We start from the raw sequence: 18,368 nt of genomic DNA, 5'->3' as shown, positions 1-18,368 counted from the left end.
CCGGAATTCAGGCGTTGTCGGGCGCCGTCTGCAAACGCAGCGCATGACGCCGGCCCGCCGCAGCATACAGCCGCACCAACACTGGAATCCCGAGAAACAGGAAGTCATTGAAGCCCGGTGCGAACCACGCCGCAATCAACGCCAACGCCGCCGTGGTCGGCATGCCCCAGGCACGCCAGCGCGTGGCGGCGACTTCTTCCGGCGGCACGCCTTCGCGCACGTAAGGGGCGCGCAGCGCCACCGCAAACAGCCACCGCTGCAACAACCCGGCCAGCAGCAAACTGCCTGCGTAGAAAAGCTGCGGCACCCGCGCCAACGGATTCGAACTCATCAGCGCCGTAACGAACGGCATGAATGCCACCACCATCAACAGCAGCATGTTCGGCCACATGATCTTCGGGCTGTAATCCGCCAGCATGCCGAACACCCGGTGATGCGCCATCCACAACGCGCCGATCACCAGAAAGCTCAACATGAAACCCATGATGTTCGGCTGCAGCTCCCGCAACGCCTGCCAGTAGGCCGCATCGTCCCGCACGCTCAGATGCGGCACATGCACCTCGATGATGAGCAGGGTGATGGCGATGGCGAAAACCGCGTCGGAGAAGAAGGTGAGGCGCTCGAGTTGTGAGGCGTTGGTGCTCATGGAGAAGGGCTGCTCCTAAGTTCGACACAGGATGCTGCGTTAGCTTGGGTGGGTTGTCTAGGGGATGATGGGCAGGAGGGATTTAACTACCTCCGTCCCATTTTCGGTCCGTTTTTGAATGCCAGCGTCGCTACGCCGCATTGCCTGAAAGTGGCTATTGGGTGCCAAGCCTTAGCGGGTGCATGATGCCGCCGGGAGGACCGACAAATGCATGGGATACCTCGTGTCAGGGTAGCTCGCGGCAAATCCGTAGCGATCCACCGCGCTGCCATCGCATGCATGTTGTGGCTGGTCTGCGCAGCATCGGCCGTCCATGCGCAGTCGGCCGAAGCATGGCGGGCACAACAGACTGCCGCCATGGAAAAGGCCGACGATATTCTGGCCCAGGCAGGCCGCCAGAAGGGCTTGCTGACGCAGTACCTGGTGATGCGCCGGGCCGCCGCGAGCAATGATTCGGCAGCGTTTCGCCTGATCTTTGGGCAGTACTTGAGTTGGTATCAGAGCTTTTTGGGCGACTATCCGGCTGCCGTAAGGAGCTTCTCGATCGCGCAGATCCCGCAAGCGGATGACCTGCCTTCGCCATTGACTGAAGGCGGCTATACGGCTCGTCCGGCGCTGGACGCCATTCCCGAGCTGGCCAGGAATTACCAGATCGTACTTCTCAACGAAGCGCACAACGTGGCGCTCACGCGCAGCCTGAGCGTGCAGCTGCTCAGCCGCCTGTATGCGGAGGGCTTTCGTTATTTCGCTGCCGAAACGCTGATGCAAAGCGATACTGGTTTGCAGGCGCGCGGTTACCCCACCGAAGACAGTGGCTTCTACACCGAAGAACCCATCTACGGGGAAATGGTGCGCATGGCGCTGAAGCTCGGTTTCAAAGTGATCGCCTATGAAGCGACTTCGGATGCCAGCAGCGCCGATGCGCGCGAGGCGGAACAAGCGCGGCACCTCTACGAGAGCGTATTCGCGCACGATCCGCGCGCGCGGCTGGTGGTCCAGGCCGGCTACGACCATATCGTGAAATCGGGCAGCTACCTCGGTGGCCGATCCATGGCAGAGCATCTGCACAAGCTCACGGCCGCACCGATGCTATCGATCAATCAGACCGCGATGTATCCGCGGCCCAAGAGCAAGAATGATCATCCCTACTACACGGCGGTAATGAAGCAACTGCAACCCGAGGCACCGATCGTCTTCATCGATGCGGAAGGCAAGCCGTGGTCGCTTGGCGCTGCTTATGACGTCACCGTGTTCTTTCCGCCGGAAAAGCTGCAGCGCGGACGCCCTACCTGGCTGAGCCTGGGCGGCTTGCGCCGTACACATCAGGTGAATGCCAATGCTTGCCACGGGCGGTACCCCTGCCTAGTCGAAGCGCGTTACGCCGGTGAAGGACCGGATGCGATACCCGCTGACCGCCTGCTGCTGGACTTGTCACGGGTCGCGCTGTCCATCGGCCCGATGGATGTGTACGGCAGCACGCAAGAGGCGCCTTCCGGCGAGCTCTATCTTCGCCCTGGTGGCTATCAGTTGAGCTTCATCGTCGACAAGGACAAGGCGCCGCAGCGGGAAACCATCGTGGTGCAGGACGCACCATCAAGGGAACCCGAGCAGCGCTAGTGCATCGCGCTTAAAGCTTGTACGCCCGATGGATCGCCACGATGCCATTGGTGAGGTTGCGCACCTCCACCTTGCCGAAGCCCGCACGCTCCATCATGCCCTTCAGCGTTTCCTGATCCGGATGCTTTCGGATGGATTCGGCGAGGTATTGGTAGCTGTCGGCATCACCCGCAAAGAGCTGGCCGAGTTTCGGCAGCACTTTGAAGGAATGGAAGTCGTAGAGCTTGCTGAAGAGGTCGCTCTGCACCTTGGAAAATTCCAGCACCAGCGCGCGGCCGCCGGGCTTGAGCACGCGGCAGATGTCGGCGAGCGCTTTGTCTTTATCGGTAACGTTGCGCAGGCCGAAGGCCATGGTGACGGCGTCGAAGCTGTTGTCGGGGAAGGGCAGTACTTCGGCGTTGAGTTGGGCCCAGCGCAGGCCGGAGACGAGGCCACGGTCGGTCATGCGATCACGGCCGACGCCGAGCATGGCGGCGTTGATGTCGCCGACGACCACTTCACCTTCGGCGCCGACGACGGGCTTGAGCAGCGCGGCGATGTCGCCGGTACCACCAGCCAGGTCGAGCACGCGGTCGCCTTTGCGCACGCCGCTGATGGCGACAAAGTGACGCTTCCACAGGCGATGCACGCCGAACGACATCAGGTCGTTCATCAGGTCGTAGCTGCGCGCCACCGAGGTAAACACCTGGCCGACCAGCTTTTGCTTGTCGCTGACGGGGACGTCGCGGAAACCGAAATGGGTGGTTTTGGGTTGCTGTTCGCTCATGCGCACATGCTACAGGATGGCCCTTGCCGGCGCCCTGGCCTGCGGTGATAGGCCGCCTATTCGCCCACTGTTGCGCCGTTCTGTTTGTAGACGACACCGTCCTTCATGACGAAGCTCACCCGCTGCATGGCGGTGATGTCGTCCAGGGGGTTACCGGGCACGGCGATCACGTCGGCATGGCGGCCGACGGCGATCTGACCCAGCTCGTTCGACTTGTGCAGCAGTTCGGCGGCATGGGTGGTGGCGGACTGCAGCGCCACCATGGGCGGGATGCCGGCCTCCACCATGTACTGGAATTCGCGCGCGTTCTGGCCGTGCGGATAGACCGCCGCATCGGTGCCGAAGGCGATCTTCACACCAGCCTTGTAGGCCTTGCCGGCGGTGGCCTGGATGATGGGGCCGACCTGTTTGGCCTTGGCCGCTACCTGGGGCGGGTAGTAGCCCGGTTTTTCGGCCATTTGCTGCACATATTTGCCGGCCACGATGGTGGGCACGTACCAGGTGCCGTGTTCCTTCATCAGCTTCATGTCTTCGTCGTTCATGAAAGTGCCGTGCTCGATTGAGTCGACGCCGCCGATGACGGCGCGGCGGATGGCTTCGGCGCCGTGCGCGTGGGCGGCCACGGTGTAGCCGTAGTCATGCGCGGCGGTGACCACCGCCTTGATTTCCTCGATGGTCATCTGGGCGTTGTCCACGCTGGCGCTTTCGTCCAGTACGCCGCCGGAAGGCATGATCTTCAGCAGGTCTACGCCTTCCTTGTAGTGCTGGCGCACGGTTTTGATCGCGTCTTCCGGGCTGTTGATGATGCCGTCCTTGCTGCCGGGGTCGCCGGCCAGATCCATGCGATAGCCGTCGGTGGGGTCGGCGTGGCCGCCGGTAGAGCCGATGGCTTTGCCGGCGGTGTAGATGCGTGGACCGGGGACGATGCCGGCGTTGATCGCGTTGCGCAGCGCGATCGATTCATTCTGGTTGTCGCCGAGATTGCGCACGGTGGTAAAGCCGGCCAAAAGGGTGCGCTTTGCGTAGACAGTGGAGCGGATGGCGTAGTCGGCGGTGTTCCAGCGGAACTGGTCGGTGTAACCAGTGGGGCTGGTTTCGGAGGTCAGGTGGGTATGCGAGTCGATCAGGCCGGGCAGGCAGGTGGCGTCGGTGAAATTGACGTAGCTGAAGTGGCCGCCGGTGGCGGCCTGGCGATAGGACTCGGGATCGACGGCGCCTGCGCGGATTTCCTTGATGCGATCGCCCTCGACGATCACCGTGGTCTCGCCCAGCATTTTTCCGGCCGAGGGGTCGAACAGGCGTGCGCAATGCAGCACGCTGATGTCATGACTGCTTGGAGCATCTGCACCCGTCGCGACAACGGGCAGGGCGGCGGCTGCGACAAGTGCAATGGCGAGACGTGCGGACATGGCGACCCCCTTGGCGGAAGCCGCATCCTAGGCAGACTCGCGGGCCGCCGTCACCCGTGACGAAAGTCAGCGTGCGTGGAATTTCATCTGCGTGGGCCGTTGGCCCCCTCCCCTGCTCGCGACGCGAAGCTAGTCCCGTGGGACAGGGGAGGGATGGGGGGGTGAGTACTTGAGAAAGCGTTTCAGGAGAGGCTTTCTCAAGGGCCTACCCCCTCCCGGCCTCCCCCTGCGAACAGGGGGAGGAGAAAGTCATTCGGCGCTAATCAGACTGCGTGGACTTAGGACCCGGGCGTTTCGCGCTCACCGTCTTTCGATTCGGCAGACGCCACATGATGCGCATGCGCTTCGTGCTCGGCGCGCACGTGGCGCTCGTGCAGGGCTTCGCTGGAGATGTCTGCTGGCAAGTGGTCAGCCTCGGGTGCCGGCGCGGGCGTTTCTTTCTCGCCGTCGCCGCCCGGGGTGATCTTGAGGATCGAGTGGCGCACTTCGCGGGCAAGGATCACGCGCGCATCGCGCACCATCACTTCCAGTGCGCTGTCGTAGTCGAGCTTGCCGGCTTCGTCGGTCCACACGATGCGGCTTTCGCGCAGCTTCTGGATGAAGCCGCGGAACAGCGCCTTGTCGAAAAATTCCGGTGCCGACAATTCGTTGAGCAGGGCCAGGCGCTGCGCGGTGAGCGTGCAGGCGTTTTCCAGCTCGGCGCCGGTGAGGGTGTGCGGGCCGTTCTTCACCAAGGCGGCGATGGTGATGTAGTAGCGCTCGAAGGCCTGGATCAGGCTGCGTGCGATCACCTTGAGCTGATACGCCGCATCGTCCTGGCCGGGGCCGCGTTCCAACAGGCGGCCTTCGCCGCCGGATTCGAGCAGGCCGCGGCGCACGAAGAAATCGATGGTGGCTTGTAGCTGTGTACCGAAACCTTCGGCATCCCACGGCAGGAACAACTCACCCTGGATGAACGGGTAAATGATCTTGCCCAGGCGCAGCACCGAGGCGCGCGACATGCGGCGGTTGTTGAGGAAGCAGCAGGCTACCCACGCCGCGGTGGCGGTGAGATGCAGCACGTTGTTGCGGAAGTAGCTGAGCAGTACCGCCTGCTCGCCTTCGGTCACCAGCACATCGCCGAGCGGGTGGCGCACGCGGCGGATCCAGCCCATCTGCTCGCCGTAGGCGATGACGCCGGCCGGGTCCATCGGGGTGAGCGTCATGCGGTCGGAGTAGGGCAGCTCTTCCAGCAGCGCCTTCATCAACTCGATCTGCGCGAGCAGGTCGTTCTCCGCCATCGCATGCTTGGGTGTGGCCAGCAGGGCCAGTGCGAGCAGGTTGATGGGGTTTACGTCGGCGGCGCGGTTGATGTTGATCTGGATCTTGTCGGCAAGATCGTCCACCACGCGGCCGAGCCATTCGGGCTTGGCATCCGGATCGGTGGTGGTCGCACGCCACTCGGCACTGGCCGCATCGAGCAGGGGGTTCAGTTCGATCGGTTCGCCGAAGTTGAGTGCGACGTGGCCGTAGCGCTGACGCAGCACTTTGAGGCCGCGCAGCAGTCCGATCAGCGATTCCTTTTCCTTCGGTTTGCCGGAGAGTTCGCCGGCGTAGCTCTTGCCCTCCATCAGCTTTTCGTAGCCGATGTATACCGGCTGGAACAGCACTGGTCGGCGCGGTGCGCGCAGGAAGGCGCGCACGGTCATCGCCAGCATGCCGGCGCGTGGCGCCAGCAGGCGGCCGGTACGCGAACGGCCACCTTCGATGAAGTACTCGATCGGCACGCCGCGGTCGATCAGCTGCGCGAGGTATTCGTTGAACACCACCGAATACAGCGCATTGCCCTTGAAGCTGCGGCGCAGGAAGAACGCACCGCCACGGCGCAGGATCGGGCCAATGCCGGGCAGGTTGAGGTTCACGCCGGCGGCGATGTGCGGCACCACCACGCCGGCCTGATGCAGCTGGTAACTCAGCAGCAGATAGTCGGCATGGCTGCGGTGGCAGGGCACGTACACCACTTCATGACCCGGCGCCGCGGCGCGGGCCTTGTCGAAGTGGTGCATGGCGATGCCGTCGTACAGCTTGTTCCAGAAGTTGGAGAGCAGGAACGACACCGAGCGCACCACCGGGTGCGAGTAGTCGGCGGCGATCTCCATCACCAGGCCCTGCGCCTTGCGCCAGGCTTTGGCGTGGCTGATGTTTTCTTTTGCGGCGGTGGCGGCAATGGCTTCGCGCACCGGCTCGGCGTTGAGTACGGCGTCGACCATGGTGCGGCGATGCGAGAGATCGGGGCCGATCACCGCCGCGCGGATGCGCCGGAAGTGGGTGCGCAGCACGCGGGCGATCTTGCGCGCGAAACGTTCGGGGCGAACGTCGCCGGCTTCGTTCAATACAGTGCGCAACGACACCGGCGCAGAGAAATGCACCACCGTGTCGCGGCCGTTGAGCAGCATGGCAAGCATGCGGCGGAAGCGGCCCACCATTACCCAGTTTTCGGAGAACAGCACGCTGAACCAGCCGGATTCGCGGTTGGGCGCGCGGCCGACATAGATGGAGACGGGCACGATCTGGATATCGCGCTCCGGATCGCCTTCCAGCGAACGCACCAGTTGCCCCAGCGGTTCGTTGGGCGCGCGCTTGCGGTTGCGGCCAAACAGCCAGCCGTCGCGGCGGGCCAGGGCGAACACCGAGCGCTTGCGGCGCGTGCCGCTGAGCGGCTGCATCGGGCTAGGCAGGCCAGCTTCGCGGCAGGCGCGCTCCAGGATCAGCGCGTCGGAAAAACCGTCGCGCTCGATCACGTAGCAAATGGGCGCGCCCGGCTGCAGCAAAGTGGCGGGCTCGGCCGGATCGCGCCGGATGCGCACCCAGGGTTCAAGCAGTTGCCCGGCCAGGTTGAACCACCAGGGCGCGCGGCTGCGGGCGGGAGATTCCGCGGTCGACATATTCAGCATCCGCGCATTGTACTGGGTGGGCTTAGCGCTTCGCTGCCGCCGCCGGTTTGGCTGTGCTGCTGGCGGTAGCCGGCGCCTGGGCGATCACGTGCGTGCTGCTGGCCGGGGCAGGTGTGCTGCCGGCGGATGCGGGTGCCATCAGCCGCGCATGCGCTTCTCGCACGTTTTGCAGCATGTCCTCGCTGTACCAGCGGCCGTCCTGCTGGATCAGGGTGGATTCGGTGCTGACCGGCTTGCCCAGCAGGGTGTAGTCGATCTTCACCCGGGCGTGGCCGTTGGCGTTTTCCAGGGTGCTGACCTTGACCGAGTTCAGGGTGTCGTCCACTGATAGGCCATAGATATTCAGCATGTCTTTCAAGCCGAGGTAGCCGACGTTGTACTTCTGCATGGCGGTGTCGAAATCCATCGCGCGCAGCTGGTCGGCACTCTTGAGATCGAGCTTGCGGGCGGTGGCGACGAAGATGCCGATCGATTGCTTGGCTTTGGCCTGATCGAACCACGGCACCTGCTGTGCCCAGGGCGCGACGATATTGAGGATGTCGGCGGCCTGCTTCTTCTGCGGAGCGCTCATGTCCTTGCCCTGCTCGATGCTGGCGCGGGCGATGCCTTGCATGATGCCGATCATCACCGGCAGCTGGTCGCTGTATTGCTGCTGCAGCTGGGTCAGCTTGACCTTGGCCTGGGCGGACAGCTTGTCCTCCGCGCCCGGCTCGGTGAATTCCTTGAGCTTGGCGGCGAAGTCGGCGCGGTCTTCAGCGCTCAGCGGCGGCTGGTCGGGACGCTCGCGCGGCCAGTCGGTGCGCAGGGTGGCGTAGTCGGCCGGTGGCAGGGCGTGCTTCCAGAAGCCGGCGAAATCGCCGGCCTTGATCAGAGCCACCGACTGCTGCACGGCAGCCTCCGGCGTTTCGCCGCCGGGCTGTGCGGCTTGCTGCTCTTTGTCCTTGTTGTGGCAGGCGGCCAGGGCCAGCAGGGCGAGCAGCACGTACAAGGTGCGGCGAAAGAAAGTGGGACGCATGGGGCGGATCTCGCGATAGGTGGCGGCAGACGCCAGGCGGGATAGGCGTGCGGTGAGCGGCGGAGCGTAAGCGGCGCGGCTGATGACAGACAAGGGCCACGCATCCGAGGTTCGACCGGGGCCACAAAAAAGAAAACCCCGCGGGCGTTTGGCCTCACGGGGTAATCCGGCAGAGCCGGAAGGGAAATGGCCTTGCCCGCAGAATTTTGAAGGTCAGCAGGTGTTGGCGGGGTCGATCTTAACCGCACCCGCAAAGCTAAGGCAATACTTTATGTTCTATCGCATAACTTATTGATTTATATGAATTGTAAATGTCAGTCGAAGCGTAAGCCATTGACCTTCAAGCGGTGACGCTCGTCGCGCGGCGCGCTCCAGTCGTTGTTGAACATGGCCGGCTCCCACGAGCCATAAGTGGCATTGGGTAGCACGAACCAGCGGCTGCCGATCCACGACATGTAGGGGGCCATGGCCTTCTGGCGGCCTCCAGCGTTATTGGCCAATACGGTCACAAAATCGCCGATCTGGTCGCCAAACTGCATCAAGACGCGGTATTTGCGGCTAACCAGCTGGCGGCGGCAACCCTTCTCGGTGCCGACCTGTTCGCAGTCCTGCACAAAGGTGCCCAGGCCTAGGAAGGCTTCGGGACCGGAAACCGGCAGGCCGGCCTTGCGCAGATTGCCCAGGGTGGCCTCGTCCAGATCTTTGGCGCGGTTGGAGATGTAGATGACGGCGATGCCGTGCTTGGCGGCGAACTGGGTGAATTCGACCACGCCGGGCAGGGCGCGGGCGTTTTGTTCCTTGCACCAGGCGGCCCAATCGGCTTCGTTGAATTCACCGCCGCTCTTGATCAGGCGGGCTTGATAGGGTGAGTTGTCCAGCACGGTCTCGTCGATATCCAGTACCACGGCGGGCTTGAGGCCCTTGGCCGGGGCGACGCGGTCGTCTTTGGGCAGGGCGTCCCAGGCCTTGTCCTTCATCGCGGCCAGCAAGCGGGCCTGGGCATCGCGATAGGTCTGCAGGTAGATCAGGTCATGCTCGATCGCGGTCTGGCTCCAGGCCACCGCGTTGAGATTGTCGTCCGCCACGGGCGCGGCTAGTGCGGTCGCGCTGGTCTGAGCGGCGGCGGCCGGCTTGACCGGCGTATGGGCCGAACAGGCGGCGAGCAGGGTGAAGGCGAGCAGCGTCGCCGGCAGACGTAGATGCATGAGGGTCCCTGTAGATGCGTGCAGACAAACAGAATCGCGGAAGTTTACGACAGGGCCATGTCCAGGGCGCCCGCCCCTGAACGTGCAATCGATAGGGGTAGCGGCTGCCACACGCTGCTGACAGACTGCGGGCTCCCCGGACTGCCGCAAGATTTCATGGAATCGTCGCTGCCCTTACCGCGCCAGCCCACGCCGGTGATTCGCGCCGTCACCTACGCACTGATGGCGCTGGCCCTGCTGCTGGTGTTGCACCTGCATCTGCTGCCGGCGCTGCTGGCGGGTTTGCTGGTGTATGAGTTGGTGCAGTCCACCGCGCCGCTGCTTGGCAAACGCGTGCCCAGCGACCGCGCCCGTGTGCTGGTGGTGGCGCTGCTGGCGGCCATCGTGGTGGGTCTGCTGACCTTGCTGATCCTTGGTGCGATCAGCTTCTTCCGCAATGAACTCGGCAACCCGGAACTGCTCTGGCAGCAACAGTTGATGCCGCTGGTGGAGAAGGCGCGCCAGCAGCTGCCGGCCGCGGTGGTCGGCTGGCTGCCGGACAGCGTGGACGATCTGCGCGTGATGGCGCTGGAGCTGACCCGCAAGCATTCGGTGAGCCTGCAATCGCTGGGCAAGGAAGCCGCGCGCGTGTTCGTGCACATCATCATTGGCATGGTGCTGGGTGCCATCGTGGCGCTGAGCCGGGCGCGCCCGCCGCATCAGGTGGGGCCGCTGGCCGCGGCGCTTGGCCAGCGTTGCCAACGACTGGCTGAGGCCTTCCACAACATCGTGTTCGCGCAGATCAAGATCTCGCTGATCAACACCGTTTTCACCGCGATCTTCCTGCTCGGCGTGTTGCCGCTGATGGGCATCCACATTCCGCTGGCCAAAACACTGGTGGTGATTACTTTCATCGTCGGCTTGCTGCCGGTGATCGGCAATCTGATTTCCAACACCGCCATCACCATCGCCGGCCTGTCGGTATCGCTGGGCGTGGGCGTGGCGGCGCTGGGCTTCCTGATTCTGATCCACAAGCTCGAGTACTTCCTCAACGCGCGCATCGTCGGCACACAGATCAAGTCGCGCGCGTGGGAACTGCTGATCGCCATGTTGCTGATGGAGGCCGCCTTCGGCCTGCCCGGCCTGGTGGCGGCGCCGATCTACTACGCGTATCTGAAGAGCGAACTGGAAGCGGAAAACCTGCTGTAGGTCTGCCGCCTCCTGCGCCTAGAGGACTGGCGCGGCTTCAGGAATGTAGCGGTGGTGGCGTGCCCGCGGCGGCGCCACGCCGCACGCTGCGATAGAAGACATGCATCCACAGCCCATAGCTGCCGACGATGCCGGCGAGCAGCACGATCACGCACAGCGTTGCCGCCACGCCGCCCGACAGGCCGAGTTGGGGCACCAGCAGATCCGAAGTCAGCACGAAGCAGCCATAGGACAGCAGGCCGGCAGACACCATGGCCGCCAAGGTGGCGCCTAACATGCGCCCGCCGTACACGGCATGCACGCCGCTACGCAAGCCAAGCAGCGCACCCACGAACGCGAGGACCACGGGCAGGATGGCGCTGCTCCAGTAAGCAAGCAGGCTCATGCCGGCATCGGGGATGGCGAGCGTAAGGGTCGGCAGCGCGAAAGACGTGGCGCAGAGCAAGACAACAGCCAGGCCCAGCGCGGCGAGACCGGCGATGCGCGGGGCCATGTTCGGCTGCGCCAGTGGCGGCAGCACATCGTTGCGCAGCAGTCGCGTGGCGATCGACCAGGCCAGCCAGATCCCGAGGGTGTTCAACAGCGGGGTCAGCAGGGTCGACACCACATTCATCAACGAGATGCTGCCGCCGGATCGATGCAAGGCCACAAAGGCGACCTGGTAAAACAAGGTGGTCAGCGCTATCCACACCAACAGGCCGACGGCGAAAGCGAGCATGAGGAGCGCGGGCCGGCGAAAAGCCAGTTCACCCCGCCGCTCACCCCTCCATTGGGCGATCAGAAAGGCGACCCACCCTTTGAACAGCAGGCCGCTGCCGAACGTTGCCAGCATGATCCACAACACCGCTGGATCCTGGCCTTCAGCGCGCCGGGCCAGCATGAATTTCAAGGTAAACAGGAACGGCAGTATCGCGATCAGTACAGCCGTAGCGGCGGCGAGCCAGGGCAGGTTGGTGCGTTGGAGCTGTGCGCGATTCATTGAACTTCCTTGTAGGGGCGAGTCGCCAGTGTCACATCAACGTGGCTGTGCGATCAGGGTTGTGTGTCTGCGATGGCATCGAGCAAGGGCGTATCCAGCAAGGGCTCGCCCCAGCGATTGCCGTGCATCAAGCTATCCAAAGGCAGGCGCGAGCGCCATCCGGCTGTTTCAAGTTCGGGGCGTGGCAGGAATTCCGTAACGTAACCGATGCACAGATACGCCACTGGGACGACGTTCTCGGGCAGACCAAGCAGATCGGCCAGCCGCGCGGGCGAGAGAATGCTGACCCAGCCCACGCCGATGCCTTCGGCACGTGCGGCCAGCCACAGGTTCTGCACCGCGAGGCAGGTGCTGAACAGGTCGGCGTCGAGCACGGTATCGCGCCCCAGTACATGCGGGCCGCCACGTGTACGGTCGCAGGTGATGCAAAGGTTGATCGGGCTGTCGACGATGCCTTCGAGCTTGAGGCGCCGATAAAGCGCGGCGCGTTCGCCGTCGTAATGGCCCGACGCTTCGGCGTTGGCATGGTCGTACAGCGCCTTGATCGCCTGCTTGGTCTCCAGGCGATCGATCACGATGAAATCCCACGGCTGCATGAAGCCGACCGAGGGTGCGTGATGCGCCGCGCGCAGCAGACGCGCAAGAACGTCGGGCGGGACTGGGTCGGGCAGAAATTGCGAGCGCACATCGCGGCGTGCGTGGATGGCGCGGTAAAGACCTTCGCGCTGCGGCTCGGGAAAAGCGTGCTTGCTCATGGGGTGTCCTCGCCGCGAGGGTTCAACCGCCCGCCAGCATCGCGGCGATCTTCGCCATATGCGATTCGGCGGTTTCGCGCACCACTTCCTTGTCCGCTTCGGGATCCTTGCCCTGCCAATGCAGGTCGTCCTGCGGCAGTTCGTGCAGGAAGCGGCTGGGCTGGTTGCTGTGCACTTCGCCGTAGCGCTTGGTCTTGGCTGACCACGACAGGGTGAGCATTTCCTTGGCGCGGGTGATACCTACGTACATCAGGCGGCGTTCTTCATCGATGCGGCCTTCGTCGATGGCGCCTTCGTGCGGCAGGGTGCCTTCTTCGCAGCCGACGATGAAGACGAAGCGGAACTCCAGCCCTTTGGCCGCGTGCATGGTCATCATGCGCAGCGCGTTGCCGGGTTCGTCGCGGTCGGCATGGCTGAGCAGTGCCAGCTGCGCGGCGAGGTCGCCGGCGTTGTTGCCCTTCTGCATGGCGCGGAACCAGTCGGCCAGTTCGCGCAGATTGCCCAGGCGGCGTTCGCGCATCGCGGCGTCGGTGGTGCTGGCGGCGATCTGCGCCGCGTAGCCGGTGCGCTTGAGCACGGTTTCGACCAAGTCGGCGGCGTTCTCGTGCAGCGAGGCACTGCGCAATTCGTCGAGCAAGGTGGTGAAGGATGCGAGCGCGGCGGCGGGGCGCGGCGTGAGCTGGCGCAACACGGCATCGCTGCGCGCGGCGTCGAGCAGCGATGCATTGCGCGTCTGCGCGATCTGGCCGAGCTTTTCCAGCGTGGTGGCGCCGATCTCGCGCTTGGGCACGTTCACCACGCGCAGAAAGGCGGCGTCATCGCTCGGGTTGGTAAGCAGGCGCAGGTAGCACAGCAAGTCCTTCACTTCGGCGCGATCGAGAAAGCTGAGTGCGCCGGTGAGGTGATAAGGAATGCGCGCCAGGCGCAGCGCTTTTTCCAGCGGGCGCGCCTGGAAGTTGCCGCGATACAGGATGGCGATGTCATGCCAGCGCGCCTTGTGCTTTTCCGCGAGCGTGGTGGCGATGGCGGCGACGCGCTCGGCCTCGTGTTCGTTCTCCTTGCACTCCAGTACGCGGATCTGCGGGCCTTCCGGGTGCTCGCTCCACAGTTTCTTTTCGTGCAAATGCGGATTGTTGGCGATCAGCTTGTTGGCCGCGCGCAGAATGCGCTTGCCGCAGCGGTAGTTCTGTTCCAGCTTGATCACGCGCAGGGTCGGCCAGTCCTTACCGAGCTGGTCGATGTTTTCCGGGTTGGCACCGCGCCAGGCATAGATGGACTGGTCGTCGTCGCCCACGCAGGTAAAGCCGCCGCGCGCGCCGGTCAGCGCCTTGAGCAGACGGTACTGCGCGTCGTTGGTGTCCTGGTATTCGTCCACCAGCAGATAGCGCAGGCGCTCCTGCCAGATGGTGCGGCACTCCTCGTCGGTTTCCAGGATGCGCAGCGGCAAGCGGATCAGGTCGTCGAAATCCACCGCGTTGAACGCAGCCAGGCGCGCCTGGTAGAGCTGGTAGATCATCGCCGCGTCCATCTCGCGCGGACTGCGCGCGGCGGCCTGTGCTTCTTCTGGCGACAGGCCCGTGTTCTTGGCGCGGCTGAGCAGGTTGCGGATGCCGAACAGCACGTCCGACTTGGCGCCCTTGGGGGCCAGTTCCTTGACGATGCTTTCGCTATCGTCCGCATCCAGCACGGAGAAGCCTTTGCGCAACCCTGCGCGTGCATGCTCCATCTGCAGGAACTTCAAGCCCAGCGCATGGAAGGTGGACACCGTGAGTGCGGCCGCGTCTTCCGTGCTGATCAGCTTGGCCACACGCTCGCGCATCTCCTTCGCCGCCTTGTTGGTGAAGGTGATCGCGGCGATCTTGGACGGCGACAGCTTCCGGCGCTGGATCAGGTACGCGATTTTCTGCGTGATCACGCTGGTCTTGCCGGAACCGGCACCGGCCAGCACTAGCAGGGGGCTGTCGCAGTGCTCGACTGCGGCCAATTGTTGGGGGTTGAGCATGGAGCGTGCGTGCGGTGAAGTGCGGTGCGTGATGGTAGCAGGGCCAGCTCTGACATAATCCCGCTGGGGGACGCTTCAGGGTTCGACCACTTAACGGGGAAGGGTATGACGGAACATACGGTCCAGGCCGCACAGGAATGCGACGTGGTGGTGATTGGCGGCGGCCCGGCCGGCAGTACGGCGGCGGCCATGCTGGCGCGCAAGGGCTACAAGGTGATCGCCTTGGAGAAAGACCGCCATCCGCGCTTTCACATCGGCGAGTCGCTGTTGCCGATGAATCTGCCGCTGTTCGAGCGGCTGGGCGTGATGGACAAGGTGCGCGCCATTGGGGTGTTCAAGCCTGGCGCGGATTTCGAAGCGGACAACGAACGCGGCTACAACACCTATGCCTTCGCGCGTGCGATCGGCAACAGCCCGCCGCACGCCTATCAGGTGTGGCGGCAGGATTTCGACAAGATGCTCTACGACCACGCGCGCGAATGCGGGGCGGATGCGCGCGAGGGGCATGAGGTAAAGCAGGTCGCGCAGGCTGGCCCGCGCGAGTCGGTGATCGATGTGGCTACCGATGCTGGTGAGAGCTACCGCATCCATGCGCGCTATGTCGTCGACGCGAGCGGGCGTGACGCCTTTCTGTCGTCGAAGAAAAAGCTCAAACGCAAGAACGACGAACATCAGAGCGCAGCCATTTTCGGCCACTTCCGCGGCGCTGAACTGCGTCCGGGTGAGGACGCCGGCAATATCAGCATTTACCGTTTCGAGCACGGCTGGATGTGGATGATCCCGCTGCCGGAAGGCGTGATGAGCGTGGGGGCGGTGTGTCGTCCCGAATTTCTCAAGCAGCGCAAGGGCCGCACGGTTGAATTTCTGCTCGAAACGCTGCGCCAGAACACTGACTTGTGGAAGCGCATCGAGCAGGCCGAGCTGATCGGCAACGAGGTGCGCGTCACCGGCAACTACTCGTATGACTCCAGCTGCATGGGCGGCCCGGGTTGGGTGCTGATCGGCGACGCGTTCGCGTTTCTCGATCCGGTGTTTTCCTCCGGTGTGTACCTGGCCATGAGCGGAGCCGAACAGGCGGTGACGCTGGTCGATGAATCCTTGCGTCACCCGCAGCGCGAGGCCGGCCTGTTGCGCCGGCTGGAGCGTCGTCAGCGCCGCGGCATGCGCCGTTTCGCCTTCTTTATCTATCGCTTCAACGGCCCGGTGATGAGCCAGATGTTCCGCTCGCCGCGCAATACCTGGCAGATCGAGCAAGGGGTGATCTCCATGCTGGCCGGCGATGTGTTTGATTCGTTCAAGGTATGGAGCCGTATCCAGGCGTTCAGGCTGGTGTATGCGGCGTGCGCGCTGCGCGACTGGCGGCGCTGGTGGAATGAGCGGCGGTATCGGCTGGGCCAGGCCCGGTCCCAGTTCACTGGCGGCAATACCCCGCTGGATCGGGCTTGAAGCACTGGGCGGGGTGACCGAGTAACATCGTCGCCCCGCCGAGAGAACGACCATGGCCAAGCTCTATTTCTATTACTCGGCAATGAATGCCGGCAAGACCACCACGCTGTTGCAGAGCGCCTACAACTATCACGAGCGCGGCATGCGCACGGTGATCCTTACGCCGGCGCTGGATAACCGCTTTGGCGACGGCGTGGTGGCCTCCCGCATCGGCTTGAAGGCGAACGCGCGGCGCTTCGGGGCTGAGGAAAACCTGTTTGCCCTGGTCGAGGCAGACATCGCGGCGCGTGGCCCGCTGCATTGCGTGTTCGTGGACGAGGCGCAGTTTCTTACCAAGGCTCAGGTGTGGCAGATCAGCGATGTGGTCGACCGGCTGAATATCCCGGTGCTGGCCTACGGCCTGCGCACCGATTTTCGCGGTGAGCTGTTCGAGGGCAGCAAATACCTGCTGGCCTGGGCCGATAACCTGGAAGAGATCAAGACCATCTGCCATACCGGCCGCAAGGCGACCATGGTGGTGCGCGTGGATGGGCAGGGGCGGGCCGTGACCGAGGGCCCGCAGGTTGAGATCGGCGGCAACGACCGCTATGTCTCGGTGAGCCGGGCCGAGTTCAAGAAAATTACCGAAGGACGCGGCCGGATCGAACTGCAGCAATCCGTTCTGCCGCTGGGCGAACACTGAGCCGCGGTGGAGGTGGCATGGCCGCTTCCGCGCTGCCCAAGCACATCACAAGGAAACCCCCGCATGGCCAACCCGATCACCATTCCCGCCTGGCAGCGCCCGCATTGGCAGCCCAGTGATGAAGAGATCGTTCTGCAGTTCTATGTGTTCGGCCAGTTCGAGGCAGTGCGCGTGCCCTCGGCCGATTACGGCAGCGATGGCCTGCCGCACGGCGTCGAGCTGACCAGCCATCACCATGCGGCGCTGCGCCAGTGGGAGGGCTATCCGCTCAAGGGCCAGATCGGCGACATGTTCAAGGAAGACGCGCCCGAGGCTTATCAGGCCGCGCTGGGCGCGCCGCAGGTGCTGGTGGTGCGCGGGCGCATCAAGGACAGCGGTGACGTCGGCTATTTGCGCGACACGCTGGGTGTACTGGCTGGCCTGCTCGATATCGGCGGCGTCGCCATCCTCGATCCGCAGATCCTGACCATGTTCGACGCGGTCACCTGGCGCCGTCATTACCTGGTGCGTGACGGTGCGCCGATCCGCAATCACGTGCTGATCCTGCGCGACGCTGAGGAAGCGGAAGGCCGCAACTGGATCCACACCCGCGGCATGCGCAAGTTCGGCCGCCCCGACGTGAGCATCCGCAACGTACCGGATAGCGATACCGACCGTGCCGGCATCCTCGGCGAACGGCTGGTGGAATTGCTGGCGTTGGGTTCGCATTTCAACGACGGCCAGCAGCTGGATGCAGATGGTGTGCTGGGTGGGCTGACCGCGAAGCTGGGCGGCGGCGAAGCCGATCCGGAGTTCAACAATACCTACGTCGAGTTTCGCTGGCCGGACTGAGCCTGGACGGCGAACAAAGGCGAGAGTGAAATGCGCGCTGGTGTCTGACGCCAGCGCGTTTTTATTTCTGGCACTTCGAGCACCAGAATGTTGAGCGCTGCCCCAGCACCACCTGCCGTATCGCCGTATCGCATACCTTGCACGGCTCGCCTTCGCGTCCGTACACCATCAATTCCCGGAAAAAATAACCGGGCAGGCCATCCGGTTTGATGAAGTCGCGCAGCGTGGTGCCGCCGCGCTCGATGGCCCAGGCCAGAATGCGCTTCACCTCAGCGGCCAGCCGCGCGTAACGGGCGCGGGACACTGAGCCGGCCGGGCGGCGTGGATCGATGCCAGCGGCGAACAGCGCTTCGCTGGCGTAGATATTGCCCACGCCCACCACGATCGCGTTGTCCATCAGGAACAGCTTCACCGCAGCGGTACGGCTACGCGATGCATGCCATAACAAGTCGCCATCGAAATCGTCGGTGAGTGGTTCCGGGCCAAGGTTCGCCAGCAATTCGTGCACCTCTCCCGGTGGCTGCCACAGCAGGCAACCGAAGCGGCGGGCATCGGTGAAGCGAAGCACGCGCGGGCCTTCGACTTGGGTGGGCTCGAGTTCGATATCGACATGGTCGTGCTTGCCGATCAGTGCATCCGGCGGCAACACTCGCAGCACGCCGGTCATGCCCAGATGCAGCAGCGCGCTGCCGATCTGCGTATGTAGCAGCAGATACTTGGCACGGCGCTCGACTTCTTCGATGCGCTGGCCGGGCAGCAGCTCGCTCACCTCCGGCGGGATCGGCCAGCGCAGATCCCGTCGGCGCAGGGTGACACCAGTGATGCGGCGGCCGATCAGGTGCGGAGCGATACCGCGGCGGGTGGTTTCGACTTCGGGGAGTTCAGGCACGAAGC

At 64.1% G+C, this 18,368-nt stretch carries 15 protein-coding genes; 5 read left to right on the top strand and 10 right to left on the bottom strand.

All coding sequences use genetic code 11. The features are described from left to right. Window positions 1-7: 7 nt before the first annotated feature. Window positions 8-646 carry a TMEM175 family protein gene (locus tag BM338_RS04195; protein ID WP_090449556.1) on the bottom strand — a complete coding sequence of 213 codons (639 nt, stop codon included), beginning with the start codon at window positions 644-646 and terminating at the stop codon, window positions 8-10. A 357-nt stretch (window positions 647-1,003) separates the two neighbouring features. On the opposite strand from BM338_RS04195, the gene BM338_RS04190 reads away from it, so the two are divergent. Then, the gene (locus tag BM338_RS04190) at window positions 1,004-2,263 is read left to right on the top strand and encodes a hypothetical protein (protein ID WP_255367183.1); all 1,260 of its coding nucleotides are present in this window, start codon (window positions 1,004-1,006) and stop codon (window positions 2,261-2,263) included. A 10-nt stretch (window positions 2,264-2,273) separates the two neighbouring features. Here the strand turns inward: BM338_RS04190 and ubiE are convergent, their stop codons facing one another. The 5 genes from ubiE to BM338_RS04165 form a co-directional block, all read right to left on the bottom strand. Continuing rightward, window positions 2,274-3,029, bottom strand: coding sequence for a bifunctional demethylmenaquinone methyltransferase/2-methoxy-6-polyprenyl-1,4-benzoquinol methylase UbiE (gene ubiE, locus BM338_RS04185; protein WP_090449554.1), 756 nt, complete (start codon window positions 3,027-3,029; stop codon window positions 2,274-2,276). Between the two features lie 56 nt (window positions 3,030-3,085). Then, window positions 3,086-4,438, bottom strand: coding sequence for a metal-dependent hydrolase family protein (locus BM338_RS04180; RefSeq protein ID WP_090449553.1), 1,353 nt, complete (start codon window positions 4,436-4,438; stop codon window positions 3,086-3,088). Between the two features lie 278 nt (window positions 4,439-4,716). After that, a complete protein-coding gene (gene plsB, locus BM338_RS04175) occupies window positions 4,717-7,371 on the bottom strand; it encodes a glycerol-3-phosphate 1-O-acyltransferase PlsB (protein WP_090449552.1) in 2,655 nt (884 codons plus the stop codon). Window positions 7,372-7,393: 22 nt separating this feature from the next. Next, entirely contained in the window at window positions 7,394-8,479 is a 1,086-nt protein-coding gene (locus BM338_RS04170; protein ID WP_255367182.1) for a hypothetical protein, read from the bottom strand. A 221-nt stretch (window positions 8,480-8,700) separates the two neighbouring features. Beyond that, a complete protein-coding gene (locus BM338_RS04165) occupies window positions 8,701-9,591 on the bottom strand; it encodes a 5'-nucleotidase, lipoprotein e(P4) family (RefSeq protein WP_090449551.1) in 891 nt (296 codons plus the stop codon). 156 nt (window positions 9,592-9,747) lie between these two features. On the opposite strand from BM338_RS04165, the gene BM338_RS04160 reads away from it, so the two are divergent. After that, entirely contained in the window at window positions 9,748-10,779 is a 1,032-nt protein-coding gene (locus BM338_RS04160) for an AI-2E family transporter (protein ID WP_090449550.1), read from the top strand. A 37-nt stretch (window positions 10,780-10,816) separates the two neighbouring features. On the opposite strand, the gene BM338_RS04155 is transcribed toward BM338_RS04160, so the two are convergent. Genes BM338_RS04155 through BM338_RS04145 form a run of 3 tightly spaced genes read right to left on the bottom strand, consistent with a single transcriptional unit; the run spans window position 10,817 to window position 14,515 of the window. Continuing rightward, complete coding sequence (locus tag BM338_RS04155; RefSeq protein WP_090449549.1) at window positions 10,817-11,758, bottom strand: hypothetical protein; 942 nt, start codon at window positions 11,756-11,758, stop codon at window positions 10,817-10,819. 53 nt (window positions 11,759-11,811) lie between these two features. Continuing rightward, complete coding sequence (gene bluB, locus BM338_RS04150) at window positions 11,812-12,513, bottom strand: 5,6-dimethylbenzimidazole synthase (RefSeq protein WP_090449548.1); 702 nt, start codon at window positions 12,511-12,513, stop codon at window positions 11,812-11,814. A 22-nt stretch (window positions 12,514-12,535) separates the two neighbouring features. Further along, on the bottom strand, window positions 12,536-14,515 hold the full coding sequence (locus BM338_RS04145) for a UvrD-helicase domain-containing protein (protein ID WP_090449547.1): 1,980 nt from the start codon (window positions 14,513-14,515) through the stop codon (window positions 12,536-12,538). 63 nt (window positions 14,516-14,578) lie between these two features. Here BM338_RS04145 and BM338_RS04140 point away from each other — a divergent pair, with 63 nt between their 5' ends. From BM338_RS04140 to BM338_RS04130, 3 genes are all read left to right on the top strand, one after another. Next, the gene (locus BM338_RS04140) at window positions 14,579-15,961 is read left to right on the top strand and encodes an NAD(P)/FAD-dependent oxidoreductase (RefSeq protein ID WP_343124152.1); all 1,383 of its coding nucleotides are present in this window, start codon (window positions 14,579-14,581) and stop codon (window positions 15,959-15,961) included. A gap of 52 nt (window positions 15,962-16,013) precedes the next feature. Further along, complete coding sequence (locus tag BM338_RS04135; RefSeq protein WP_090449545.1) at window positions 16,014-16,643, top strand: thymidine kinase; 630 nt, start codon at window positions 16,014-16,016, stop codon at window positions 16,641-16,643. A gap of 63 nt (window positions 16,644-16,706) precedes the next feature. Then, window positions 16,707-17,474 carry a hypothetical protein gene (locus BM338_RS04130; protein ID WP_090449544.1) on the top strand — a complete coding sequence of 256 codons (768 nt, stop codon included), beginning with the start codon at window positions 16,707-16,709 and terminating at the stop codon, window positions 17,472-17,474. Between the two features lie 61 nt (window positions 17,475-17,535). On the opposite strand, the gene mutM is transcribed toward BM338_RS04130, so the two are convergent. Beyond that, entirely contained in the window at window positions 17,536-18,363 is an 828-nt protein-coding gene (gene mutM, locus BM338_RS04125) for a bifunctional DNA-formamidopyrimidine glycosylase/DNA-(apurinic or apyrimidinic site) lyase (RefSeq protein ID WP_090449543.1), read from the bottom strand. Window positions 18,364-18,368 lie beyond the last annotated feature (5 nt).

The sequence above is a fragment of the Dyella sp. OK004 genome (genome assembly GCF_900114495.1).
In the GTDB taxonomy this organism is placed as follows: Bacteria; Pseudomonadota; Gammaproteobacteria; order Xanthomonadales; family Rhodanobacteraceae; genus Dyella_D.
This window is presented reverse-complemented; position numbering and strand designations above follow the sequence as displayed.